This window comes from Dactylosporangium sp. NPDC049140 (assembly GCF_040648435.1).
This window is the reverse complement of sequence record NZ_JBEZDS010000015.1, coordinates 157161-180142: the sequence shown is the minus strand read 5'-3', so window position 1 is coordinate 180142 and position 22982 is coordinate 157161. Positions and strand designations below refer to the sequence as shown.

At 71.2% G+C, this 22982-nt stretch carries 29 protein-coding genes; 11 read left to right on the top strand and 18 right to left on the bottom strand.

Features of this window, described 5'->3' with window-relative positions; all coding sequences use genetic code 11:
• Nucleotides 1–35: 35 nt before the first annotated feature.
• The 4 genes from AB0B76_RS25160 to AB0B76_RS25145 all read right to left on the bottom strand — a co-directional run bounded on the left by AB0B76_RS25160 (nt 36) and on the right by AB0B76_RS25145 (nt 4621).
• Nucleotides 36–1958: a DUF4118 domain-containing protein gene (locus tag AB0B76_RS25160; protein WP_360379572.1), complete on the bottom strand. Its 1923-nt coding sequence runs from the start codon at nt 1956–1958 to the stop codon at nt 36–38.
• Between the two features lie 545 nt (nt 1959–2503).
• On the bottom strand, nt 2504–3262 hold the full coding sequence (locus AB0B76_RS25155) for an SDR family oxidoreductase (protein WP_360379569.1): 759 nt from the start codon (nt 3260–3262) through the stop codon (nt 2504–2506).
• A 35-nt stretch (nt 3263–3297) separates the two neighbouring features.
• Complete coding sequence (locus AB0B76_RS25150; RefSeq protein ID WP_360379567.1) at nt 3298–4266, bottom strand: alpha/beta hydrolase; 969 nt, start codon at nt 4264–4266, stop codon at nt 3298–3300.
• 49 nt (nt 4267–4315) lie between these two features.
• On the bottom strand, nt 4316–4621 hold the full coding sequence (locus AB0B76_RS25145) for an antibiotic biosynthesis monooxygenase (RefSeq protein ID WP_360379564.1): 306 nt from the start codon (nt 4619–4621) through the stop codon (nt 4316–4318).
• A gap of 156 nt (nt 4622–4777) precedes the next feature.
• Between AB0B76_RS25145 and AB0B76_RS25140 the strand changes: the two genes are divergently transcribed.
• Entirely contained in the window at nt 4778–5671 is an 894-nt protein-coding gene (locus tag AB0B76_RS25140) for an AraC family transcriptional regulator (RefSeq protein WP_360379561.1), read from the top strand.
• A gap of 74 nt (nt 5672–5745) precedes the next feature.
• Here AB0B76_RS25140 and AB0B76_RS25135 read toward each other — a convergent pair whose 3' ends face one another.
• The 4 genes from AB0B76_RS25135 to AB0B76_RS25120 all read right to left on the bottom strand — a co-directional run bounded on the left by AB0B76_RS25135 (nt 5746) and on the right by AB0B76_RS25120 (nt 8460).
• Nucleotides 5746–6453 (bottom strand): polysaccharide deacetylase family protein, encoded by a 708-nt coding sequence (locus AB0B76_RS25135; protein ID WP_360379665.1) that lies wholly within the window; start codon nt 6451–6453, stop codon nt 5746–5748.
• A 198-nt stretch (nt 6454–6651) separates the two neighbouring features.
• Nucleotides 6652–7200 (bottom strand): tetratricopeptide repeat protein, encoded by a 549-nt coding sequence (locus AB0B76_RS25130; RefSeq protein WP_360379559.1) that lies wholly within the window; start codon nt 7198–7200, stop codon nt 6652–6654.
• Complete coding sequence (locus AB0B76_RS25125) at nt 7197–7901, bottom strand: hypothetical protein (protein WP_360379556.1); 705 nt, start codon at nt 7899–7901, stop codon at nt 7197–7199. Before AB0B76_RS25125 ends, AB0B76_RS25130 begins: the two co-directional genes overlap by 4 nt.
• 79 nt (nt 7902–7980) lie before the next feature.
• Complete coding sequence (locus AB0B76_RS25120; RefSeq protein WP_360379554.1) at nt 7981–8460, bottom strand: DUF1772 domain-containing protein; 480 nt, start codon at nt 8458–8460, stop codon at nt 7981–7983.
• A 54-nt stretch (nt 8461–8514) separates the two neighbouring features.
• Here AB0B76_RS25120 and AB0B76_RS25115 point away from each other — a divergent pair, with 54 nt between their 5' ends.
• Together AB0B76_RS25115 and AB0B76_RS25110 are read left to right on the top strand one after the other, a co-directional pair.
• Complete coding sequence (locus AB0B76_RS25115) at nt 8515–9057, top strand: TetR/AcrR family transcriptional regulator (RefSeq protein ID WP_360379552.1); 543 nt, start codon at nt 8515–8517, stop codon at nt 9055–9057.
• Nucleotides 9058–9082: 25 nt separating this feature from the next.
• On the top strand, nt 9083–9637 hold the full coding sequence (locus AB0B76_RS25110) for a gamma carbonic anhydrase family protein (RefSeq protein WP_360379549.1): 555 nt from the start codon (nt 9083–9085) through the stop codon (nt 9635–9637).
• 55 nt (nt 9638–9692) lie between these two features.
• On the opposite strand, the gene AB0B76_RS25105 is transcribed toward AB0B76_RS25110, so the two are convergent.
• A complete protein-coding gene (locus AB0B76_RS25105; protein WP_360379546.1) occupies nt 9693–10250 on the bottom strand; it encodes a DinB family protein in 558 nt (185 codons plus the stop codon).
• A gap of 169 nt (nt 10251–10419) precedes the next feature.
• Here AB0B76_RS25105 and AB0B76_RS25100 point away from each other — a divergent pair, with 169 nt between their 5' ends.
• Both AB0B76_RS25100 and AB0B76_RS25095 read left to right on the top strand, forming a co-directional pair.
• Nucleotides 10420–10920, top strand: coding sequence for a sigma-70 family RNA polymerase sigma factor (locus tag AB0B76_RS25100; protein WP_360379543.1), 501 nt, complete (start codon nt 10420–10422; stop codon nt 10918–10920).
• Nucleotides 10908–11387 (top strand): hypothetical protein, encoded by a 480-nt coding sequence (locus tag AB0B76_RS25095; RefSeq protein ID WP_360379540.1) that lies wholly within the window; start codon nt 10908–10910, stop codon nt 11385–11387. Before AB0B76_RS25100 ends, AB0B76_RS25095 begins: the two co-directional genes overlap by 13 nt.
• Here the strand turns inward: AB0B76_RS25095 and AB0B76_RS25090 are convergent.
• Both AB0B76_RS25090 and AB0B76_RS25085 read right to left on the bottom strand, forming a co-directional pair.
• A complete protein-coding gene (locus AB0B76_RS25090) occupies nt 11365–12228 on the bottom strand; it encodes an alpha/beta hydrolase (protein ID WP_360379538.1) in 864 nt (287 codons plus the stop codon). The genes AB0B76_RS25095 and AB0B76_RS25090 overlap by 23 nt on opposite strands.
• A 181-nt stretch (nt 12229–12409) precedes the next feature.
• The gene (locus AB0B76_RS25085) at nt 12410–12568 is read right to left on the bottom strand and encodes a hypothetical protein (protein ID WP_360379536.1); all 159 of its coding nucleotides are present in this window, start codon (nt 12566–12568) and stop codon (nt 12410–12412) included.
• A 373-nt stretch (nt 12569–12941) separates the two neighbouring features.
• Here AB0B76_RS25085 and AB0B76_RS25080 point away from each other — a divergent pair, with 373 nt between their 5' ends.
• Complete coding sequence (locus AB0B76_RS25080; RefSeq protein ID WP_360379533.1) at nt 12942–13649, top strand: MFS transporter; 708 nt, start codon at nt 12942–12944, stop codon at nt 13647–13649.
• A gap of 198 nt (nt 13650–13847) precedes the next feature.
• A complete protein-coding gene (locus AB0B76_RS25075) occupies nt 13848–14336 on the top strand; it encodes a DivIVA domain-containing protein (RefSeq protein WP_360379531.1) in 489 nt (162 codons plus the stop codon).
• Between the two features lie 302 nt (nt 14337–14638).
• Here AB0B76_RS25075 and AB0B76_RS25070 read toward each other — a convergent pair whose 3' ends face one another.
• Together AB0B76_RS25070 and AB0B76_RS25065 are read right to left on the bottom strand one after the other, a co-directional pair.
• A complete protein-coding gene (locus tag AB0B76_RS25070; RefSeq protein ID WP_360379529.1) occupies nt 14639–15121 on the bottom strand; it encodes an SRPBCC family protein in 483 nt (160 codons plus the stop codon).
• Entirely contained in the window at nt 15118–15441 is a 324-nt protein-coding gene (locus AB0B76_RS25065; protein WP_360379526.1) for a metalloregulator ArsR/SmtB family transcription factor, read from the bottom strand. The genes AB0B76_RS25070 and AB0B76_RS25065 overlap by 4 nt, the downstream gene beginning before the upstream one ends.
• A 68-nt stretch (nt 15442–15509) precedes the next feature.
• Here AB0B76_RS25065 and AB0B76_RS25060 point away from each other — a divergent pair, with 68 nt between their 5' ends.
• The gene (locus AB0B76_RS25060; RefSeq protein ID WP_360379523.1) at nt 15510–16679 is read left to right on the top strand and encodes an MFS transporter; all 1170 of its coding nucleotides are present in this window, start codon (nt 15510–15512) and stop codon (nt 16677–16679) included.
• On the opposite strand, the gene AB0B76_RS25055 is transcribed toward AB0B76_RS25060, so the two are convergent.
• Nucleotides 16676–18118, bottom strand: coding sequence for a HAMP domain-containing sensor histidine kinase (locus AB0B76_RS25055; protein ID WP_360379520.1), 1443 nt, complete (start codon nt 18116–18118; stop codon nt 16676–16678). The two genes, AB0B76_RS25060 and AB0B76_RS25055, sit on opposite strands and share 4 nt — an antisense overlap.
• Before the next feature lies 1 nt (nt 18119).
• Nucleotides 18120–18797, bottom strand: coding sequence for a response regulator transcription factor (locus tag AB0B76_RS25050; RefSeq protein ID WP_360379517.1), 678 nt, complete (start codon nt 18795–18797; stop codon nt 18120–18122).
• A 79-nt stretch (nt 18798–18876) separates the two neighbouring features.
• On the opposite strand from AB0B76_RS25050, the gene AB0B76_RS25045 reads away from it, so the two are divergent.
• The 3 genes from AB0B76_RS25045 to AB0B76_RS25035 are packed head-to-tail and all read left to right on the top strand — an operon-like array spanning nt 18877 to nt 21205.
• Nucleotides 18877–19851: an ABC transporter ATP-binding protein gene (locus AB0B76_RS25045; protein WP_360379514.1), complete on the top strand. Its 975-nt coding sequence runs from the start codon at nt 18877–18879 to the stop codon at nt 19849–19851.
• Nucleotides 19848–20729, top strand: coding sequence for an ABC transporter permease (locus tag AB0B76_RS25040; protein ID WP_360379512.1), 882 nt, complete (start codon nt 19848–19850; stop codon nt 20727–20729). The genes AB0B76_RS25045 and AB0B76_RS25040 overlap by 4 nt, the downstream gene beginning before the upstream one ends.
• 5 nt (nt 20730–20734) lie before the next feature.
• A complete protein-coding gene (locus AB0B76_RS25035; RefSeq protein ID WP_360379509.1) occupies nt 20735–21205 on the top strand; it encodes a hypothetical protein in 471 nt (156 codons plus the stop codon).
• Nucleotides 21206–21320: 115 nt separating this feature from the next.
• Here AB0B76_RS25035 and AB0B76_RS25030 read toward each other — a convergent pair whose 3' ends face one another.
• Genes AB0B76_RS25030 through AB0B76_RS25020 form a run of 3 tightly spaced genes read right to left on the bottom strand, consistent with a single transcriptional unit; the run spans nt 21321 to nt 22929 of the window.
• Nucleotides 21321–22259: a DUF2218 domain-containing protein gene (locus AB0B76_RS25030; RefSeq protein WP_360379506.1), complete on the bottom strand. Its 939-nt coding sequence runs from the start codon at nt 22257–22259 to the stop codon at nt 21321–21323.
• Nucleotides 22256–22774, bottom strand: coding sequence for a DUF2269 domain-containing protein (locus AB0B76_RS25025; RefSeq protein WP_360379504.1), 519 nt, complete (start codon nt 22772–22774; stop codon nt 22256–22258). The genes AB0B76_RS25030 and AB0B76_RS25025 overlap by 4 nt, the downstream gene beginning before the upstream one ends.
• Entirely contained in the window at nt 22768–22929 is a 162-nt protein-coding gene (locus tag AB0B76_RS25020; protein WP_360379502.1) for a hypothetical protein, read from the bottom strand. The genes AB0B76_RS25025 and AB0B76_RS25020 overlap by 7 nt, the downstream gene beginning before the upstream one ends.
• Nucleotides 22930–22982 lie beyond the last annotated feature (53 nt).

Here is a 22982-nt window from a genome sequence, read left to right as displayed (position 1 = left end):
CGCTGCTCGAACGCATCGCACTCCGCGCTGCGCGCTCACTCACCCTTCATCTGCGACGAAGCGCGAAGCTGCGCGCAGTCGATGTCGGTCGGTAGCGTGACGGACAGTGACGTCCCGGCACCTGCCGGACTTGCCACCTGCAGATGTCCGCCGAGCGCCGCGACCCGATCGGTGAGGCCCACGAGCCCGGTGCCGCGGGCCGGGTCGGCTCCACCGACACCGTCGTCGCGGACCGAGACCTCGAGGACTTCGCGCCCGCTCTTGCGCTCGGCGGTGATGTCCACGTCGACGTCGACCGCGGAGGCGTGCGCGTGCTTGGCCGCGTTCGTGAGCGCCTCGGACACGACGTAGTATGCGGCGACTTCAACGCAGTCGGGCAGCCGGCGCTTGGGACCCTGGCTGACCGTGACGGGGACCGGGGACCGGCGAGCCAGCGTCTTGAGCGCGGGCATCAGCCCGCCCTGGGACAGGATGGCCGGGTGGAGGCCGCGCGAGATCTCCTGCAGGTCCTTGAAGACGGTTGCCAGGTCTTCGGTCGTCTGGGACAGCTCGGCCTTGAGCTCGTCGAGGCCGGGGGGAACCAACGCCTCCGCGTTGCGAAGTCGCAGGCCGAGCGCCACCAGGCGCTGCTGGACGCCGTCGTGCAGGTCGCGTTCGATGCCGCGGCGGGCCTCGTCGGCGGCGAGGACGATCCGGGCCCGCGACGCGGCGAGTTCCATGCGGCTCTCGACGTTGGACACGGCGGTGGCCACGAGTTCGGTGAACTGCGCCAGCCGCGCCTCGGCGTCGGGTGGCGGCGGCGCGGGCCGCGACCACAGGGCAATGAGCGTGCCCCACATGCTGCCGTCCGCCGTGATCGGCGCGGCGACCGACGAGCGGAACCCCAGTTTGCGGGCCAGGTCGGCGAGCGTGCCGCGGCGCTCGTCGTAGCTGTCCACCCGGGCCGGGCGGGAGGCCCGTAGCACCAGCTCGGTGACGCCGCCGGCGATGGCGAGGCGCCGGCCCGCGAGGGGCTCGAGGCCGGGCCTGCTGTTCTCGGCGATGACGGTGACGGTGTCGGAAGGCTCGTACCGCATCAGCATCGTGGCGTCCGCGTCCAGCAGCGACGCCGTCTCGGTGGCGACCGCAGTGACTACGTCGGCCGGGGGCAGACCGCGCGCGACGAGGACGGCCACCTGGCGTAGGCTCGCCTGCTCCTTCGCGAGTTCGCGCAGCTCGTCGCGGCTCGCCCGCAGCTCGTCCCGGCTCGCCCGCAAGGAGTCGCTCATGGCCTCGCGCTCGATCGCGGCCTGCAGCAGTCTCTCCAGGTGGGGCACCACTCGCTCACGCAGCCGTTGCAGGATCGGCTGCGGCAGGTCGGCGGGGACGACAAGGGCGCCGGTGCGCGAGCCGCACCGCAGCGGCAGCGCCAGTCGGACCTCGTCGCCTGGGACGCTGTCGAGCTCGAGCTCGATCGCGGCGTCCGGCAGCTGCAGCGCCTGCGCCAGGTGGCGCGAGGCCTGCGGCAGGACCGAGCGCAGATCTTGCGCGCCCAGCATCAGCCCGGCCCCGTCAGCGAGGAGCTCGGCCTCCTGGCGGCGTTCGGCCACCTCGACCGTTCGGGTGCGGGCCAGCCGGGCCATCGCGCCTGCCAGCAGCGACACGGCGAGAAACACCACGAGTTCCACCCACTCCCGCGTGTCCTTCATGTTGAGGCCGCGAACGGGCGGGACGAACAAGACGTTGTAGGCGGCGGCACTGGCCACGGTCACCGCCACGGCAAGCCACAGACCCCAAATCCAGGAGACCACCAGCACGCCGAGGACGAAGATCAGCAGCAGGACGTCCCGCGACGCGATGAATCCGAGCACGTAGACCAGCAGCGTCTCGACCACGACGAACAGCGCCCCGGCGACGAACCCCAGCGCAAGCGGCGGCGCCTTCGCCCGCACCAGCCAAGCCGGCGGATATGCCTGCATCACCGGCCTCCTTCTCCCACTGGACGTACCAACTCCTGCTCGAGGTACCGTTCCGATCATCGGTCACGACCGGGTGAGGCGACCAATCGACCAGTCGACCAGTCGACGGGCCGACCCTCACACCCGTCGCTTCGGCGAACGCTCGTGGTGACGCAAAAACGATCGACCGCCTTGAGCTGTGACTTCCTCCATGTCGACCGCGCGGTCACGCTGCGCCGGTGGTACGTGTCCTTCACGATGGAGGTCCGCAACCGCTAGGTGCACGTCCTCGGTGTCACCGCCAGTGCGGCCGGGACGTGGATCGTTCAGCAGACCCGGAACCCGCTCACGGATCTGGGCGAACGCGCCGAACAGTTCAAGGTCCTCATCCAATCAGGTCGCCGAATTGCTGCGGGCGTCCTCCCTTGTGGAGGCCGGCCGTCGTGTCTGTTGGCTGTCCGATCGGGGAGCGCTGCCCCTCGACGACCGGTCCGTGAGCGCGGCCGTTGGGCGGCGTGCCGCTCTGCCGAGGTTGGCACGCCGCCCGGTCGTGTGGCGTTGGTGGGTCAGAGGTTGTAGCCGCCGGACACTTCGATGTCTTGCGCGGTGATCCAGCGGCCGTCTTCGGCGAGCAGTGCAGCGATCGCCAGGCCGACGTCGTCGGGTTCGCCGAGCCGTCCGAGGGCGGTCTTGGCCACGAGCGCGGGGATCACTTCGGGGTGGCGCTCGAACGCGTTGTCGGCGATGCGTGTGCGGGTCGAACCGGGCGAGACCGAGTTGACGCGGATGCTGCGGGGGCTGAACTCCTTGGCCATGTAGCGCGTCAGCACGACCAGGCCGCCCTTCATGGTGCCGTAGGCGGAGTAGCCGGGCTCCAGGCCGGAGCAGCGGGCTGCGTTGCTGGTGGTGTTGACGATCGCGCCGCCGTCAGCCAGCAACGGCAGCAGCGTCTGGGTCAGGAAGTACGGGCCTTTGAGCAGTACCCGCATGAGCGTGTCGAACATCTCCTCGGTCGTGTCCTCGAACGCCGCCATCTGACCGAACCCGGCGTTGTTGACCAGGAAGTCGAACGTGTCCCGCTGCCAGGTGTCGCGCAGCGCAGCGACGACGGACTCGCGGAAGGCCGCGAACGTCTCCGAGCGGCCGACGTCGAGCTGCAGCGCGACGGCCGTGCCGCCGTCCTTCTCGATCGTCGCCACGGTGTCAAGCGCTCCGGACTCGTTCCCGTGGTACGTCATGATCACGCCTGTCCCGCGCTTGGCGATCTGGATGGCGGTGCTCTGCCCGATGCCGGAGCTGGCCCCGGTGACGATGGCGACCTGCATGACTGACTCTCCGTTCGTTGTGAGTTTATGTGCGCCTATGCTTCGCAGGCCGGGCTCAGCACCCGAGTGAGCCAGTCGTTGCGCGTCCGGCGCGCGGCGGCGGAGACCCGCGCGTGCGGGTACAGCGCGTCGAACCCGTGGAAGCCACCCGCCCAGATGTGCAGCTCGGCCTGGCCGCCGGCAGCCCAGATCCGGGTGGCGTAGTCGACGTCCTCGTCGCGGAAGACCTCGGCCGTGCCGGCGTCGATGTACGTGGTCGGCAGGCCCGAGAGGTCGTCGGCCACGGCTGGTGAGACGTACCCGGGCACGTTCCCGTCGGTGCGGTCGCCGAGCACGGATCGCCATCCGAACTCGTTCATCTCGTGGGTCCAGACGCCGGGCTCGCCGGAGTACTGCCGGCTCGAGGTGGTGTTGTTGCGGTGGTCGAGCATCGGGTAGATCAGCACCTGAGCGGCGATCGCCGGGGTGCCGCGGTCGCGTGCCATCAGGGTGACCCCGGCGGTGAGGCCACCACCGGCACTGGCACCCGCGACGACGATGCGGGACGGGTCGATACCGAGCTCGTCGGCGTGCGCGGCGGTCCACAGCAGACCCTGGTAGCAGTCGTCGACCAGGGTCGTGCCGGTGGCCTCCGGCGCGAGTCGATAGTCCACGGAGATCACCACGGCCCCGAACAGGTCGAGCCATTCGAGGGGGATGTCGATCTGTGAGAAGCGATCTCCCATGACCATCCCGCCGCCGTGCATCCAGTAGACGCACGGTGCCGCAGTGGACGAGTCGCCCCCGGTAGGGGCGAAGACCGACAATGGGATCTGCGCGCCGTCCGGGCTCGGGATGATGACCTCGCGCCGGTTGACGGCGCGACCGTCGAGGAGGGGCTCGACCGGCGCTGACGCGAATTGGCGTACCTGCGCGAGCGCCTCGGCGGTGAGCTCGGACGCGAGCGGAACGCCGGCGAGGAGGGCGCGCAGCTCGGGGTCGATGTCGGGGCGGGCCGGTGTCACGGTGGGCTCCTTTACGTGTGGGTGGGGTTGCCGTCAGGTCCGATCGATCTCAGAAAGCGGCCTTGCCACCGACCGGAACCTCGTCGATGTACTGCGACTCGCCGGCGAGCAACGGCTGGAGCTGCGCGACCAGCGCCTGCGCCTCCGCAGTCGCAAAGAACCGGCTGTGGGCCTCCTGGCTGGTCCATCCTTCTGTGACGAAGACGGTGTCCGGGTCGCCGGCCGAGCGGCCGACCAGGAAGACGACGCAGTCCTCGTTCGGCAGGGACGGCGCGTTGAGCAGGAACTCGACCAGCTCGTCACCCTTTCCGGGCTGCGCGGTCATGGTGGCGTGGAAACCGTGGGTGACGCTCATGGGGGACTCTCCTCATTCGCGGAGCTGTTGTGCACTCCTGGGATATCGACCAACCCATGTAAGCATCTCTACCAGCGGAAACGTTAGAACGATGCTCTTGAACTCTTGCCCGATTCTATCGTTGTGGCGAGTATCGGTTGGTGCTTCAATCGGGTTATGGCCCTCGACGAGTTGCGTACCCTGCTCGCCCGTCACGTGCGACCCGACCAGACCACGGCCATCGACGATGTCCTGATCTCGGAGGTCGAGCAGCCGGAGCCGCCGTCGTCGTCGACGTCCGGCACGGTGCTGGCCCTCATCGCCCGGGGAGCGAAACGGCTCGCGCTCGGCGACCGTGTGCACGAGTACCGTGCCGGGCAGTACCTCGTCGCCTCGGTTGACCTGCCGGTCACCGGCCACTTCACCGAGGTGCCCGCCATCGGGTTCGGCCTGATCCTGCACCCGCGCATGATCGCCGAGCTGCTGCTGCAAGCGGCCCCCGGTGACCTCCCACCCGCCGGTGGCGGCACACCACCCGCCCTGGCCGTCAGCACCGCGTCCGGCGAGCTGCTCGACGCGGTGATCCGGCTCCTGCGCCTGCTCGAACAGCCACGCGACCGTGCCGTGCTCGCACCGATGATCAAACGGGAGATCCTCTGGCGGCTCATCACCGGCGAGCAGGGTACTGTCGTGCGCCAGCTCGGCCTCGCCGACAGCAGCCTCACCCACATCGCCCGCGCGGTCGGCTGGATCCGCGACCACTACACGCAAGCCTTCCGCGTCGAGGACGTGGCGCAGCTGTCCGGCATGAGCGTGTCCGCGTTCTACCGCAACTTCCAGGCCGTCACCGCGATGAGCCCGATCCAGTTCCAGAAACAGATCCGGCTCCAACAGGCCCGGCTGCTGCTCGCCACACACCCCAACGACGTCGCCGGCGTCAGCCACCGAGTCGGCTACGACAGCCCCTCACAGTTCAGCCGCGAGTACCGCCGCCAATTCGGCGCATCGCCGAGCCAGGACGCCGCCCATCTGCGCGGCCTGCCGCCCGGCACCGCAGCAGCCCTGGTGTAAGAGCCTGGCCAGGCGATCAGGCCACCCGAATCCGTGGTTCCACAGCTTCGCGCTGCCCGCCGAACGGCGCGCCGTCAGGCGTTGCCATGGGAACCGGCGTTCGGGAGGGCGTTCAGTGTGTACCGACTCGCCAGGTCGGGCAGGATCGTTCGCAGCGCGGTGACAGTCTGTGGCCCGGCGCCGTCATGCAGGAGCACGATCGAGCCCGGGCGGGTGTTTGTCAGGACGTTGGTGATGATCGACTGGACCCCCGGGCCGCGCCAGTCCTGCGGATCGACGCTCCAGTAGATCGAGGTCATCCCCATGTCGGCCGCGATGCTCACGATCTGCGGTGAGAAGTTTCCCCCGGGGGCACGGAAATAGGGGATCGCCGCGCCGGGTGCGACCGCGCGGATCGCGTCGTTGGTGCGTTGCAGATCAGCCCTGATCCGATCGGCGGGGCGGGTACGCAGCATCTCGTCGTGGCTCCACGTGTGATTGCACAGCGTGTGTCCCTCGGCCACCATCCGCTGTACCAGCGCGGCGTGCGCCGCGACCTGCTTGCCGATCATGCAGAACGTCGCCTTGATGTGGTACTGGGCCAGCAGGTCCAGCACCGCGGGGGTGTCATCCCACGGGCCGTCGTCGAACGTCAACGCGACCGTGGCTGACCCAGTGGTACGGAGCGATCCGGCCGGGCCGGTACCGGCAGTGACGGCAGGTGCAGGGACGGAAGCCGAGAGTACGGGGCTCGGCGCCGTCGAAGGTGTTGCCGGCGCCTGAGGCGATGCCGCCAGCGGCACCGAACTGACCGGCGCGGCCGAATGCGAGGGCGGGCTGTTACTGCCACCAAGCGTCAGTACCAGGACGATCAACCCGAGTACGGCTGTGCGGCGCCAGGGCACGGATGAACTCCAGTTAGGGGTGTTGCCGCGGCTGAGGGACCACCTGACTACGCGGTGAGCATGGCCGGGAGCGTGTGGTGGTGTCAACCTGTCGAGCTAGCGGTGCCGGGCGAGCAGTTCTGCGAGCTGCCCGAGGTCGGCTCGCAGGAACTCGGGTCCGCCGTCCTGGAATGTGCCCATCAGCTCGACGGCGCGGTCGAATGCCCGCCGCGCCCCGGCCACGTCACCCGTCGACAGCAGAAGTTTCGACAGATCCCGGAGCGAATAGACCTGCATCGGTCCGTGCGCCAACACGCCGCCCAGCCGGAGCGCTGCGGTGTACTCCTCGATCGCCTCGTCGACTCGGCCCATGCCCGCGAGGCTCTGCGCGAGCAGGTGCCGGCTCACCGCTTCCTCGGTCCACTGGTCGATGTCGCGGCCGACGTCGATCGCCTCCCGCAACGCATGTACCGCCTCCTCGAACCGCTCAAGCTCGGCGAGCGACTGACCTATGCCCAACAGGCCGTTGAGTTCGATGAGACGCTCTCCGCTGAGCCGGCCCAGCGTCACCGCCTGCCGGGCGTGTTCCAGCGCCACCTCGTGGTCGCCGAGCGAGGTATACACCGCCTGGAGGTTGTTCCGCACCGCGCTCTGCTCCCTGGTCATGCCGTGCTCGGTGTAGTGCCGCAACGCGGTCCGCAGCAGGTCGAGGGCGTCGTCGTTCGCGCCGGAGTACCAGCGGGCACCGGCGAGGCTGCGGCACAGGTGCGCCTCGCCGATCCCGTCACCTTGCTCGCGGGCGGCCCGCAGCGCCAAGCGGAGGACGTCCTCCCAGTCGCGGAAGGGGCCCGCCTTCTCCAGGTACTGCGGCATGGCCAGGGCCAGCCGCCAAGGGCGACACCGTGGTCACCCTCGGCCGCGACGTGGACAGCCTCGAACAGCACGTCGCGGTGACGATCGAACCAGCCGTAGGCGTTGTCCAGTGAGCCCTGCCGCTCGGCGACCACGCCGTCCGGCGGAGGCGGCGGCGGTGAGATCCGGAAGTAGCCCTTCAGCTCGGACTGGGCATTCAGCGCGCTGTGCAGGTAATGCTGCAGGAGCCGGCTCACCGCCGCCGCCCGCTCGACGGGCGGTTCGGTTTCCCGGAACAGCTCCTCCGCGTACGCCTTGACCAGGACGTGTGAGGTGAACCGGCCGTGGTCGTCCTCCGCCACCAGCGCGGCCTCGGCCAGCTCCATGAGGGCCTCGCGGGTGCGTCGCGGCTCCCACGCCGACAGGCTCGTGGCCGCCTCGGCCGTGATGCCCGGGGTCAGCGCGACCGACAGCAGCCGGAACAGCCGGGCCGCGCGCGATCGGTGCTGCGCCACGTCGCTACGGTAACGGTGCCCAAGATCGAACGACAATGCATTTGACCATCGGACTGTGCGCTGCCGCCGTCTCGGTGTGTCAGGCTGCCGCGAGAGCGAGGGTGAGGCAGAAACCGAGCAGCGCGGTTCCTTGCAGGGCCGCGCGCAGGTTGATGATCGAGTCCCACCGTTCCTGGAGCCGGCGTGCGCCGGGCGGTACCTGGCCGGCCTCGGCTGCCTCGATGAAGGTCTTGTTGATCGGTAGCGAGATCCGGTTGAACAGGACCAGCCAGACCAGCAGCAGGAGCAGGGCGATCCCCGCGGCAACGCCGGCGGCTGGGCGGCCGGTGAGGAACGCGGTGAGCGCGGCTGCGGCGCCGGCGACCACGCTGAGGATCCCGGGCAGGGGCATGCGGGCGTTGCCGTACCGGTGGGACAGCCCGACGACGCGGGTCATGGCGGCCTCGTCGAGCGCGGCGTATGTCGGGCGCATGACCAGCGCGGCCAGCGTGTCGGTGCCGAAGATGACGGCTGTGGCCAGCGCAGCGGCGGTGGCGAGAACGTCGAGGAGTACAGTCATGATCCCTCCGGATTTCTAGCGGTGCTAGAAATCTAGCACTGCTACGATGAAGATGTGAAGACCCCAACGAGAGCACAGCTGGCCCGTGCCGGCCGGCGGGATCGGATCGTCGACGTGGCGCGGGAGATCGCCGAGGCGCACGGGTGGCCGGCGGTGACCGTGCGACGGCTCGCCGACACGATCGGCTTCAGCCAGCCGGTTCTCTACGGGCACTTCCCCGACGGCCGGGACGGCATCATCCGGGCGGTGGCACTGGCCGGCTTCGCCCGGCTCGCCGAGCGCCTGATCGCGGCGGGCGACCTGGGCGGGATCTGCGCGGCGTACCTCGACTTCGCCCGCTCGCAGCCGGCGACGTACGAGGCGATGTTCTCGATGCCGACCGACCTTGAGTTCGCCCGGCCCGTCACGCCCGAGCCGCTGCGCGCCGGATTCCGCCCCCTGCTGTCCACCATGGGCGACGAAACCCGGGCGGAGATCTTGTGGAGCGCGCTGCACGGCCTGGCTGACCTGTCCCGGCACGGCCGGCTGCGGCCCGACCGCGAGACGGCTCGTGTCGAAACGCTGATCAGCCTGTTACGGCGCGGACAGCTGCAATAGGGGATGCCGGCGCAGACTGATAGGCATGGTCAACGTACATCCAGACGCCTGGGTCTCACCCCATGCGATTTTGACCGGAGAGGTCACCGTCGGCGCGGGGTCGAGGGTTCTCGACCTTGCGGTGATCCACGCGGTCCACGGTCCGGTGGTTATCGGGCGCGATGTCGTGGTGATGGAACACGCCGTCCTGCGGGGCAGGGTTCAGCACCCGCTCGTGATCGGTGACTCGGTGATGGTCGGTCCGCAGACCCATCTCAACGGCACCCATGTCGAGGATGAGGTGTTCATCGCCACGGGTGCATCGATGTTTCCCGGCTCGCATGCCGGCGCCGGTTCCGAACTGCGGATCAACAGCGTCCTGCACGTGAACTCCCGCCTGGCGCCGGGAACTGTTGTCCCCATCGGCTGGATCGCGGCCGGCGACCCAGCCGAGTTGTTCTCGCCGGACCGGCACGACGACCTGTGGGCGGTACAGAAGCGCCTCGACTTCCCCGGCACTGCCTACGGCGTGGACCGCGACACGCCGATGCGGGAGATCATGCGACGCCAATCGCAGCTGTACGCCCCGAAGGGCAGATAGCCGTCAACCGGCGCCTGCCTACCCGCCACTGCCGCCGCCAGGATGACCGGCAACATCAACCCGTGTACCCACGGTCACCTGGCATGGGTTGCACTCTGATGCCCGCGGCGGTGAGGAACTGACGGATCTGGGAGGCGTGCTCAACGACGTGCAGCGGCATGCTGCCGACACTCACCGCGAACAGCATTCCGTGGTACCGATGGGCGCTTGGAAGTGGCCGAGCGGCCGTCTCCCCGGTGAGGCCGTCAAGGGTCTGGCGGACGCGGCGGCGGCACCAGTCGATGTACCCGAGAAGCTCGGGCTTGGTGAACCTGCGGTTCGGGAAGCCGTAGGTGTTGTCGTCGAACGGTTGCGGCGGTGCCCACGGCTCGAACTCGCCGGCCAGGTCATAGTCGAGCGTGCTCAGCGCGTGGTAGCCGAGGAACCAGGGAGCCGAGCCGTGCAATCCGCCGTGCGGCGTCACAGCCGTAGGCGCCTCGTCCGGCCACAGGTCCGTGTGCCACAGCTCGTCGGGGCAGTCGGTCAGCGCCGTCTCCATCAGCCGCAGCGCCTGCTCGAAGTTATGGGCCATGCTCTGCACATACGCGTTCGACACACTGCCGGTATAGCGCACATCGGCGGACCTGGCAGCGCCCTTTCCGTTCCCAGGGCCGGTTCTTGGGGTGCTGGGGGCTGGCTTGGTCGGCCGCTTACCGTTCGGTTGGGCGCTCGCCCGTGGTGATGAGAGGACCTTGGACCGGGTGCGGCCGGCCCGGGACGGCCGCTATGGCAGGCTTCAGGCTATGGATCGGGACCGTGGGGTGGCGCTGGCGCGCGCTGCGCTGGGCGGTGACGTGCTGGCGATGAGTGATCTGCTCGACTTTCTCGCGCCGTACGTCGGCCGCATCTGTGGCCCGATCGCGTTGGACAGCGGGGCTGACGCGGCCCAGGAGGCGCTGATCGCGGTGTTCCGTGGCCTGCGTACGCTGCGTGAGCCGGAGGCCCTCTACGGCTGGGTGCGGGCGATCGCGGTACGCGAAGCAGTGCGGGTGGCGCGGCGGCAGGCCCGTAGCGTCCCCACCGAGCTGGACGAGCTGCCCGCGCCGGGCGATCCGCAGCTGGCGGCCGACATCCGCGACGTACTCGACCGGCTGTCGCCCGAGCATCGCGCCGCGCTGGTCCTGCGCGACCTGGAAGGCCTTGACGAGAGTGAGGTGGCGCGGCTTCTGGACGTGCCTGCGGGCACCGTGAAGTCCCGCCTGCACCGCGCCCGGGCCAGCTTTCGAAGGGCGTGGACATCATGACCGATGCATGGCCGATGGCCGAACTCGACCCGGTACGCCGGTTGACCGTGCTGGCGGCGGCGATCCCCGGAGCGCGGGTCGCCAGCCGGATCGTGGCCGCACCGTTCGACGAGGTGTGGGCAGTGATGAGCGACTTGGAAGGCGAACTCGGCCGGTTCCAGCCCGACCTGCACCGCATGCGGGTCACTCGCAACGACGGCGAGCGGCTGGAAGCGGTGGCCCGCAGCCGGTGGGGGATGCGGGCCCGCTTCGACGTGCTACTGCGGCCGGGCTGGTGCTGGATGCAGAGCAGATTCCTGTTGATCGGTATGGCGGCACGCCCGGACCCAGCCGGCACGCTCGTCGCTCTCACCGGAGGCATACGAGTGCCGGGCCGCGCCGCGTTGGTACCCGTGCTGGTCGGGCTGGCCAACCGGCGCGCCGCCGACCGCCTCGCTGCCCGGGTCAGCGCCCGTCGCGCACAGTGAGACTGTCGATCATCTGCCGTACCGCCTGGGCGACCAGGTCGGGACGCTCGTCGGGCAGGTGATGCCCACAGCCGGCGACCACCTGTACGCGCAGGCCATCGGCGCCGGCCAGCTGCGCCGGCGACAGCGTGACGTCGACGGCGCCGAACAGCAACGTCGTCGGTACCGTCAGCGGCCGCTCGGGCATGCTGCGACGTAGCAGCCGCGGAATCTCCCGCAGGACGTACTGCCAATGCAGCGCCTGCCCGGCGCGTGCCCGTTCCGGTTGGATGAACACATCGGCGAAGGCGGCCAGTTCGTCGTCGCGCCACAGCCGGGGGTCGGCCACGGCCCGGCGCAGAAGGAACCGGACGAGCCCGGGTCGGCGCAGCATCCAGGCGCCGACACCGGGATATTCGATCAACGCCGTGTACCACTGCCGCCACGCGTGCCGAATCAGCGGTCCACGCGCCGGCAACGGATGCAACGTATTGAGCGCAACGAACCCGGCGAAGCGGTCCGGCTGGCTCATGCACAGCCGGAAACCGACCTTCGCGCCCCAGTCGTGCCCGACCAGGTACACACGCTCCAGCGCCAGGGCATCCATCAGCGCGAGGATGTCGGCGGTGAGCGTGTCCACGTCGTAGCCCCGTCGCGGCGCATCCGACCAGCCGAAACCGCGCAGGTCGGGGCAGATGAGCCGGCATCCGGGCAGCATGGGAATCACCTTCCGCCAGGCGTACCAGTGTTGCGGGAATCCGTGCAGCATCAGCACGGGGGTTCCGGCACCGGCCTCGGCGACGTGGAAGTTCAGGCCGCCCGCCGCGACGGTGTGGTGCGTGACGCCCTCGACGACCGGCATCGGTAGTGTCGTGATCATTTACGGCTCCTCCTTCACAACTTGTCTGTGGAGAGGAGGACGGCTACGGCCGAAAGGTTCCACCGGTTTCCGCCCACTCGGACACGCCCGTGTCCTGGACGAGAACGCCAAGGCGGCGGTCCTACAGGCCGACGCCCGGCCGGCCGGTCCCGGCCTACCGTGGTCAGTCCTGCCCGCGGACCCCGCCCACCTGCTGATCGCCCTGCAGGCCGCCGGCGACGACGTCGGCGCCGTGGAAGCCTCGGAACGGGTCGGCGAAGCCGTCCGCCTCATCGGCGCCATCAACCAGATCACGGAACTCGGGGACGACCTGCTTGAGCATCGGTACTGGATTCGGCACTGACAGCTTGACGGCGCAGCCCGAGCAGCCGCGCACATTTGCCGCCGTCAACGCCCGCAGATCCTCGACACAGCATCCAATGCTGCGCGACCGGCCGCCGCCTACCGAGTCAACGCGCGCCAAGACCTGCAGGGGCGCCGTCCATCGACCGTTGCCGGTGCGCCAGCGATCAACGAGTGGGCTCTCGCCGGTTCAGCGATACCGGCCAGGTCGGTCAGGGCCCGTGCCCCGCCAGCCCGGCTCCGTGATGGATCGGGCGATCTGCTCCGCGCGGTCGTGATCGTCCGCGACCGCCACCGCCTGGCCTGCTCAGCCGTCACCCTGAACCGCACAGCCGAGGGGTTGATCCACACCGATGCGCATCGTCGTGTCTGAATTCGGCCGGGTGTACGCTTTCCCGGTGAATTCTCCCGGGTACATCGGACCGGCCGCGGCCCGACCGCCGGTGGTTCGGCCGCTCTGGTCGCTTCCCGGTCCTGCGATCGGCGCACTGCTCGCCGCCGCAATGATCACCGCCCCCATCGGACCGTGGGGAAGCGCGATCGGGCGTGATCTCGGACATTCCACCGCGACCACGGCACTGGCCGTCATCACGCCCTACGTGCTGGCAATGGCGGCCATGGCCGCACCCGGCTACCTGCTCGGACGGCGGTGGCCCACCGCGGCGGGGGTGCCGGCGCTCGTCCTCGTCGTGGTCGCGAGCCTGGTGTGCTTCGCCGCGCCGGGCACGGCGGTGATGGCAGTAGGGCAGACGATCCTCGGCCTGGGCGCCGGCACCGTGGTCGGCGTTCTCTTCGCCCTGTCCGGTCAGCTCGACCGCGGGCGTTCGCAGGCCCGGCTGGTGCTCGGCCTCGCCCTGGGTGCCGCTTTCCTTCTCGGCCCCGTCGTGTGCGGCGTGCTGGCGCGGTCGCTGAGTTGGCGGTTCGTGTTCCTGGTTGACGTCCCGGTGGCTGGGCTCGCACTGGTTGTCACCGCAGCGACCGGAATCGCCATGCTGGCCGTGCGCGCATCACAGCCGAGCTCGCAGTCCGGCCCTGTTGTGGTCGGCAGCCCAGCGCGCTGACGATGAGCGCGGCGCGTAGCGCTTCCATGGTGGTCTTGCACTCGGCGAGGCGCCGGCGGTAGTAGACGCGGCGGGGTGGGTCGCGGCGGAGCTGGGCGATGGCAAGCGACGCGGACCGCACCTACGCAAGTCCGACCCCATCGCACTCCGCGACAATTGGCAGGCGGCGGGATTGACAGGGGTGGCAACACTGAGCTGATGATCTCCTTCGAGTTCTCCGTGGTGCTGCGCGGATACGACCCACAAGCTGTGGATGCGCTTCTGGCACCGGCCGTCGCCGCACTCACGGCCGTCGACGAGAGTGCGCGGGCAGACGCAGTCGCCGCATTGCGCCGCGCGAACCTGCCCGTCGTACTGCGCGGGTTCGACCGGGCGCAGGTCGACGGCGCGATCGCGAGTCTGACCGCTCAGCTTGAGGGTGCACCCGGGTCAGAGCCGGACCCGGACCTGTCGGACGGCTGGTCGGTGCACACGGCGGAGTTCGACGTGGCCCTGCGTGGCTACGACGTGGCTGCCGTGGACCGGTTGGTCGAGCAGGTCGGCCGAGCGCTGACATCCGGGAGCGCCACTGCCCGCGCCGAGGCTGCGGTCGCGGTGCGACAGGCCGACTTCGCGGTCAAGTTCCGCGGGTACGCGCGACACCAGATCGATCGGTTCCTTGAACAGGCAGCACGGGAACTCGCATAGGCCGCATCACCGCAATCGACAGACAGTGCTGTGTGATCACCGGGCTGTGCGGCTTAAGAGCGGGCCGCGACCGGTACGTTGGCCCAGCCTCCGGCCATGACGCCGCCGTAACGTCCTATTTCGAGAACGCGGCGGTCCTGCGCCGGACGGCGCCCAGGCGGGCGAAGCCGATGCCGGCGATGAGCAGCAGCAGCCCGGCCGCGCCGAAGAGTGAGATCGAGGATCCGGGCCGGGTCGACGGCGTAGGCGAACACGTCCGGCGCCGGCCGTTCGACGTCGATGGCGACGGTGATCGGCGCCATTCAACGGCCTTCGGCGAAGAGGGCGGCGTAGCGGTCCAGGTACAGGGGCCATCCCTGGTCGTGGGCGACGCCGTCGCGGACGGCTTCCCAGCCGGGACCGTGCCGGTCCAGGTGGCGGTGCTCCAGCTCGACCCGGGTCCGGTCAGGAGTCTCGGCGATGAACGTGACCTCGACCTCGCTGGCGTGCTCCGGGTCGGTCTCGACCTGCCACTGGGGGCTGATGTCCCAGCTGAACACGACCCGGTCCGGCGGGTTGTAGGCCAGGACCCGCGCCCAGCGGCACTCGCTGCCGTCGACGGCGCGGTCGTAGATGTAGCCGCCGACCTTCGGCTCGAACACGGTCTCGGCGATCGGGGCGCCGAGCAGGTTGTGCTCCGGTGGTTTGAAGTCGCCGAACCGGTCGGTGAACACGCTGAATGCCCGTTCGATCGGCGCCCGCACGATGATGTGCCGGCGCACCACGACCTCGGCGGCTCCGGTCATGACCCCTCCTCGGTGGATTCGTCGACCGCGTCCTGAAAGCCGGCCAGCGTGCGGTTCCAGAACGCGTCGAGCTGGTCGCGCAGCGCGGCCACGCCGGCCGGGTTGAGCCGGTAGACCCGGCGGGCCCCCGCGGCCCGGTCGGTGACGAGCCCGGCATCCTTGAGCACCTTCAGGTGCTGCGACACCGCCGGCCGGCTGATGGGCAGCGCGTCGGCGAGCTCGACCACGGCCTGGGGCCGTTCGGCCAGCGACGCGATGATGGCGCGCCGGGACGGATCGCCGAGCACGTCCCAGCCGTCACCGGTCTGGTAAGTTGCCACGAACGGTAAGTTACAACTTACGGCCTCGTTGGTCAACCACGCCGCGTCGCCTCGCAGGGGGCATACTCATGACTTCGTCCTTGCCGGACCGGAAGATGTGGCCGCTGTACGCTGCCGGGCTGACGACGGCGTTCGGCGCGCACGGCATCGCCGCGAACCTCGGTGGGTTCTCCGAGGACGCGGTCACGTCGCTGCTCGTGCTGGGCGGGCTGCTGGCGTTGTACGACGGGGCGGAGGTACTGCTGAAGCCACTCTTCGGAAGCCTGGCCGACCGGGTCGGGGCCCGCCCGGTCCTGCTCGGCGGCCTGATCGCCTTCGCGGTCGCGTCGGCGGCGTACGTCGTGGCGGACCGGCCGTCGTGGTTGTGGGTGGCCCGGCTGGGCCAGGGCGCGGCGGCGTCGGCGTTCTCGCCCGCGGCGTCGGCGCTTGTCGCCCGGCTCACGCCGGCGGCCCGGCACGGCCGGGCGTTCGGCTCGTACGGCTTCTACAAGTCGATCGGCTACACCCTGGGCCCGCTGCTCGGCGGATTGCTGGTGTGGGCCGGCGGGCTGCGGCTGCTGTTCGGCGTCCTGGCAGTGCTCGGGGCGGCGGTGGCGGTCTGGGCGGTCGTGGCCGTGCCGGCGGTGGCGCCGCTGCCGAAGGTACGGCAGACGGTGTTCGACCTGGTTCGGCGGTTGACCGACCGGGCGTTTCTGGCGCCGACCGGTGCGCTGGCGGCGGCGTCGGCGGCGCTGTCGGTCGGGGTGGGGTTCCTGCCCGTCACCGGGCGGGCGGCCGGGCTCGGTACGGTCGCCACCGGTGCTGCCGTGTCGGTGCTGGCCGTGTGTGCCGCGGTGGTGCAGCCGCGGGCCGGCCGCGCCCTCGACGCGGGGCGGCTGACGACCCGTACCGGCCTGGGTGCGGGCCTCGCGGTCACGGCGGCCGGCCTGGGCTGTGCGATCCTGCCGGGCCTGGCCGGGGTGCTGGCCGCGGCCGTGCTGATCGGGGCCGGCACCGGGTTGATGACGCCGCTGGGGTTCGCGGCGCTGGCCGCGGGGACGCCGCCGGAGCGGCTGGGCCAGACGATGGGATCCGCGGAGCTGGGCCGGGAGCTCGGCGATGCCGGCGGGCCGCTGCTGGTGGCCGCGGTGGCGTCCGCGACGGCGCTGGCATATGGGTTCGCGGTGCTGGCCGTCCTCCTCGTGGCCGGTGCGGCGCTCGCGTTCGCCGCCCGGTCCACGCGCGCGCCGAGGACCTAGCCCCGTCCGGTCGTCGGGAGCAGCACGGCGATCGTGGTGCCGGTGCCGCGGTGGGTGCACGGGACCGGATCCCGCTGTGGATGGTGGTGGGCGGGGCCGGAGCAGCAGCGCAGCTGCCCGCCGTGCGCGGTGACGATGGCCTCGACGAGGGACAGGCCGAGGCCGGTGCCGGGGGTGGTGCGGGCGGTGTCGGCGCGGGCGAAGCGTTCCGCGGCGTGGGGCAGGAACTCGGCCGGCATGCCGGGGCCGGTGTCGTGCACGGTGAGCCGCGCCCAACCGCCGGCGGTGGCGGTGGCCACGGTGATCGGCGGGGCGCCGTGGCGCAGGGCGTTGTCGAGCAGGTTGGTGACGATGCGGTCGAGGCGGACCGGGTCGAGGCGGACCGGCGGCGCGGGGTCGAGATCGGTGCGCAGCGCGGTGCCGGGGAGGTCGGCGGCGTTGCGGTACCGCCGCACGATCGGCTCGACCGTGTGGGCGAGGTCGGTGGGCGGGGCGTCGGCGGCGGGTGCGGGCTGGACGCCGACGGCCAGGAGGGTGTCGGCGAGGGTGATCAATGCGGCGGTGTCGGTGGCGGCGGCCCGCAGCGCCTCCTGGAGTTCGGTGGCGGGCCGGGGCCGTCGCAGGGCGAGCTCGAGCTCGGCGGCGAGGAGGGTCAGCGGGGTACGCAGTTCGTGGCTGGCGTCGCTGACGAAGCGCCGTTCCCGTTCCAGGGCGGTGTCGAGGGCGGCGAGCATGTCGTTGAGGGTGCGGCCGAGGCGGGTGAGTTCGTCGTCGCCGGGCGGGACGTCGAGGCGGACGCCGGTGGCGCCGTCGGTGATGCGGGCGGCCTGGGCACGGTAACGCTCGACCGGGTCGAGCGCGGCCCGGGCGAGACGGTAGCCGACGAACGAGGCAACGGCCAGGGCCGCGAGGTTGGCCAGGGCGAGCTGGGCGATGAGCTCCCGCAGGGCCTCGTCGCGCTGGTCGCGGCGCACGGCGACGACCATGACCGCCGGTTGCCCGGCCGGCGGCGTGGTGTCCGCGGACAGCGCAGTGGCGAGGACGCGCAGCGGTTCGGGGCTGATCGGCAGCAGCGTGCCCAGATCGGCGCGGACCGGCCCTTGCCGGGCGGCCGCGACCTGTCCGGCGGTGAGCAGCGCCCGGTTGGTGAGGCCGGGGCTGGCCTGCAGGATCGCGCCGGTGGGATCGAGGATCTGGTAGAGGCCGCCGGAGACGATCGCGGGGTTGCGGGGGTCGAGGGTGCCGTCGTGCAGGGCGGCCGCAACCGCGGTCTGCTCGGCGGTGAGGTCGGCGTCGAGGCGCCGGTCGAGGGCGTACCGCACCCGCAGGTACACGAACCCGCCCGCCCCGGTGAGCACGACCAGCATGGCCGCGGCGAACCCGGCGATGAGCCGGACCCGCAGCGGCAGCCGCCGCCACCGCCCGGACCCGGGCGTCATCTCAGCCACCGTCCGGACGGAGCCGGTAGCCGGCGCCGCGCAGGGTCTCGATGGCGTGCCGGCCGAAGGGTTTGTCGACCTTGCCGCGCAGGGTGGCGATGTAGACGTCGATGACGTTGGAGCGCAGGTCGGTCTCGCCGTCCCACACCTCGTCGAGGATCTGGTAGCGGGTGACGCACTGCCCGGCCCGGGTCATGAGCAGCGCGAGGATGTCGAACTCCCGGGCCGAGACGTCGATCCCGGTGCCGCCGCGCGCGACCCTTCGGGTAGCGGGGTCGGCGGTGAGGTCACCGGCCGTGAGGGTGGCCGCGGCCGCGTCGGCGGTACGCCGGTGCAGGGCCCGCAGGCGGGCGAGGAGCTCGTCGAACGAGAACGGTTTGCTGAGGTAGTCGTCGGCGCCGGCGTCGAGGCCGGCGACCCGGTCGGGGACTTCGCCGCGGGCGGTGAGCATCAGCACGGGTACCCGGTGTCCGGCCTGCCGCAGCCGCCGGCAGACGGCCACGCCGTCCAGGCCGGGCAGCATCACGTCGAGCACGACCACGTCGAAGCGGCCGGCCGACGCGGCGAGCAGCCCGTCCGGGCCGGTATGCCGGGCTTCGGTGTCGTGGCCGGCCTCCGCCAGGCCACGGGTGAGCAGCTGGGCGAGGCGTCGCTCATCCTCCACCACCAGTACGCGCATGCCGCCTAGTGCACCACGCCGCGGTTCACCGTCGACGGCTTCATGTCTGTTTCATGTGGCGTCTCTAGCGTCCGTGGGCATGAGCGATGTGCTGGCGGTCAACGCCGTCGACCTCACCAAGACGTTCGGGACGCTGACCGCGGTCGACCACATCAGCCTGCAGGTCGCCCAGGGCGAGGTCTACGGCGTCCTCGGCCCCAACGGCGCCGGCAAGACCACGCTGCTGCGCATGCTGTTCGGCCTCATCCGCCCGGACGGCGGTACCCTCGAGGTGTTCGGCCGTTCCTGGCCCCACGACGGGGTGCGCACCCTCGACGGGGTGGCCGGGTTCATCGAGAGCCCGAGGTTCTACCCGGGTCTGTCCGGGCGGCGCAACCTGCAGCTCCTCGCGGGCCTCGACGGCCTCGACGGGCCGGGCGCGACCCGGCGGGTCGAGGAGGTTCTCGACACCGTCGACCTGCTCGGCCGGGACCGGGAGAAGGTCCGCGGCTACTCCTTCGGCATGCGTCAGCGCCTCGGCGTGGCCGCCGCGCTGCTGCGCGACCCGCGGCTGCTGGTGCTCGACGAGCCGGCCAACGGCCTCGACCCGGCCGGCATCCGCGACATGCGCGCCCTCGTCAACCGCCTCGCCGGCAGCGGCCTGACCGTACTGCTGTCCAGCCACGACATGGCCGAGGTCGAGCAGATCTGCGACGACGTCATGATCATGCGTACCGGTCAGGTCGTCTACCACGGCTCGATCGCCACCCTCCGCGAGCGGGCGCCGGCCCAGGCGCACCGCCTCGCCACCACCGACGACGAACGCACCGTCGCCCTCGCGACCGCCCGCGGCCTGGACGTCGAGCCGGCCGACGGCGGCCTCGCGGTCCGCGGCGACGAGGCGGCGCTCGACGCGCTCGTCGCCGACCTCGTCGGCGCGGGGATCGGGCTGCGCGGGCTGGCCCTGTCCGAGACACCGCTGGAGGCGCTGTTCTTCATGCTCACCGAGACCGCGCCCGACGCGCCCACCGCCGACCTGGACCGTACCGCCGCCACCACCGGAGCCCGCCGATGACCCACACCACCACCGCCGTCGGCGCCGTCACTGCGCACACCGCCGGTCACCATGCGCCGGCCCGGCGGCCCGGCACCCTGACCGTGCTGCGCTGGGAGGTGGCGAAGGTCGCCGCCCAGGCCCGCGCCCGTTACCTGTTGCTGGGCTGCCTGATCGTCCCGCCGGTCATCGTCGCGGTGTTCACCGGCCAGCAGCCGCCGTCGGACACCATCTACGGCCGGCACATCCACGCCAGCGGCTTCGCCGACGCCCTGCTCATCCTCGCCTTCGCCCACCAGTGGCTGTTCCCGCTCCTCGCCGCGCTCGTCGCCGGGGACATTTTCGCCAACGAGGACGGCCACGGCACGTGGAAGACGATCCTGACCCGCTCGGCGAGCCGCGGCCAGATCTTCGCCGCCAAGACCCTGACCGCCGTGCTGTTCAACCTCCTCGCGCTGCTGATCCTCGCGGGCAGCACGATCGCCGCCGGCCTGCTCATCGTCGGCACCCAGCCGCTGCCCGGCCTGTCCGGCCAGCTCATCCCGGCCGGCACCGCGCTGCCGCTCGTCGCGGCGGCCTGGGCAACGGCCATCGCGCCGCTGCTCGGCTTCACCGCCCTGGCGCTGCTGCTGTCCGTGCTGTCACGCAACCCCACCGTCGGCGTCGCCACCCCGGTCGTGCTCGGCTTCGCGATGCAGCTGTTGTCGACCCTCGGCGGCCTCGACCTCGCCCGGCGGCTGCTGCTCACCACCGGCTTCGAGGCCTGGCACGGCCTGTTCACGCAGGAGCGGTTCACCGGCCCGATCGCGCAGGCCGGGGCGGTCGCCGCCGGCTGGACCGCCGTGTGCCTGCTCATCGGCTACCTGGCGCTGCGCCGCCGCGACATCACCGGAGGCTGACCGCCATGGACCGCACCACATTGCGCACCCGCCTGCTCGGCCCGACGGCCGCGGTCGCCGCCGTCGCCGCGGTGTTCGCCGCCACTGCCGGGCGCGGCGGCGAGGACATCACCAAGGCCCGCCTGGAACGCGCCATCGGCCCGGCGTTCGCCAACCTCTACGTGCAGCGCTCCGCGATCCTCGGCAAGACCGGCGTCACCGTGGCGTCGATCGACGCGCATACGACCTGCGACCGCGGCGGCCCCAAGGTGCCCGACGCCGGTCCCGGCGCCAACTGGATCTGCATGATCACGTTCACCGACGACGGCGGTCAGCGGCAGGAGGGCAAGTTCGAGGTCACGGCCAACGCCGACGCCACCTACGTCGCTGGCGGACCGTCCAAACTCGTCGGCCTGGCCACCATCACCGACACCCACGGCAACGACGTCACCAACCCGGCCTTCGAGTTCGACGGCGCGTTCGACCCCGACAGCTGACCGGATTCGCCGCCGAGCTGGTCGGCGCCCTCGAGGTCGACGAGGTCGCGGTCAGCCCGGCCGCCCCGGGGCGCGGCTCGCGGCTCGGCGTGACCGACGCCAACCGGGTGCGCGTTCAGGGCTGCCCGGACCCGCCGGGTTGCCAGGTGATGGCCGGCTGTTCGCGGCGCGCGAACCGGCCGAGGTCGGCGGAGAGCAGCACCTGGATCCGGCGCAGGGTCTCGGTGTCGTCGGCGTCCACCCGCAGGAGCAGGGCGTCGGCCCGTGCGTCCAGGGTGCACCGGGCGCTCGCGAAGTCCAGGATCGCGACGGGCCCGTCGCGCCGGACGGTCACCTGCCGCCGGTCCGCGCCGGGATGATTCGGGATGGGGCCGATGCGGTGGACCTGTTCGGCGTGCCGGCAGAACTGTTCGAGGTACCGCTGTGCCCGTACGGTGGGCACCCGGGCGTGCGCGGTAACCGGTTGGGACTGCAGGGTGAGACTCACCAGCCAGCCCGCGACGCCGTCACCATCGCCGGCGGTGGCCAGGGTGGTGGGGGTGATGGCGTCGATGCGCCAGCCGTCGGTGAACGCCGCGACCACCTCGTCGCGGGACAGCCGGCGGGGGCCGCCGGGGGCCTGCTGGCGGTCGCTGAAGCACAGGACGTGCATCCGGCCGCCCGGGGCGAGGACCGAGCGGACGCTGCGCAGGTAGGCGTCGCGTTCGGGGTTGGTCAAGATGTGCAGCAGGCCGCTGTCCAGCACGGTGTCGAAGGTTTCGCCGAGGTCGGCGAGGCGATGCACGTCGTGCACGATGAACCGGGCGGTCAACCCGCGGTCGGCGGCCTTGCTCCGGGCGATACCGATCGCGGCCGGTGCGATGTCGACGCCGGTCGCGTCCAGGCCGTGGGCGGCGCACAGCAGGACGTGCTCGCCGCTGCCGCAGCCGGCGTCGAGGACCCGGCCCCGCACGGCGCCGGAGCTGACCAGCTCCGCCATGGCCGGCTGCGGGCGGCCCGGGTCCCAGTGCGGGATTCCGGTGGTGTAGCTGGCATTCCACTGCGCCGGGTTCATCGCACGCCTCCAGCCGGGGTGAGGAGATCGGATCGGCCGTACCTGGTCAGGGCGCGCGGCTTGTACACCGACAGGACCAGGGCGACGAGCAGCAGCGCGATCGCGGCGGCGGCATGCACGACCGGTGACGCGGTGCGCAGTTGCGCGGCACCGGTACCCGGGTCGGCGGCCATGCCGGCGAGCATGGCGAGGGTCTGCATGTACAGCAGCAGGATCCCGGTGGCGAACAGGTTCATGAGCAGCTTGAACAGCACCCAGTAGTGCCGGACGAGGCCCCAGGTGGTCCCCAGCGACTGGACGAGGCCGGTGAGCAGGCTCGCCACGCTGAACGGTACGAGCGTCGCCCAGCCGACCGGCTCGAGGACCAGATAGACGCCACGTACGACGCCGGGGTCGTCGGCGGCCAGCCCGACCACGCCGAGGGCCAGGGACGCGGCCACCGCGCCGAGCCAGCCGACCGACGCGCCCACGTGCAGCACCAGCATCAGTCTCCGGGTCGGCGGGCGCATCACCATCCCGGCCCACCCACGGCCGGTACCGGGTGCGGCATGCCGTGGTGCATGTGCCGGCCCGGTCCGTGTCCGGCCAGCAAGGCCACCACCACCAGGACCACGATCACCCCGCCGGCGATCGCGAACACCCTCACCCAGCGCGGCGACGGTTCGGTCATCACAAGCCTCCTGCAACTCGACTGCCCACCACTTTGCAAGACAACGTGTCGTT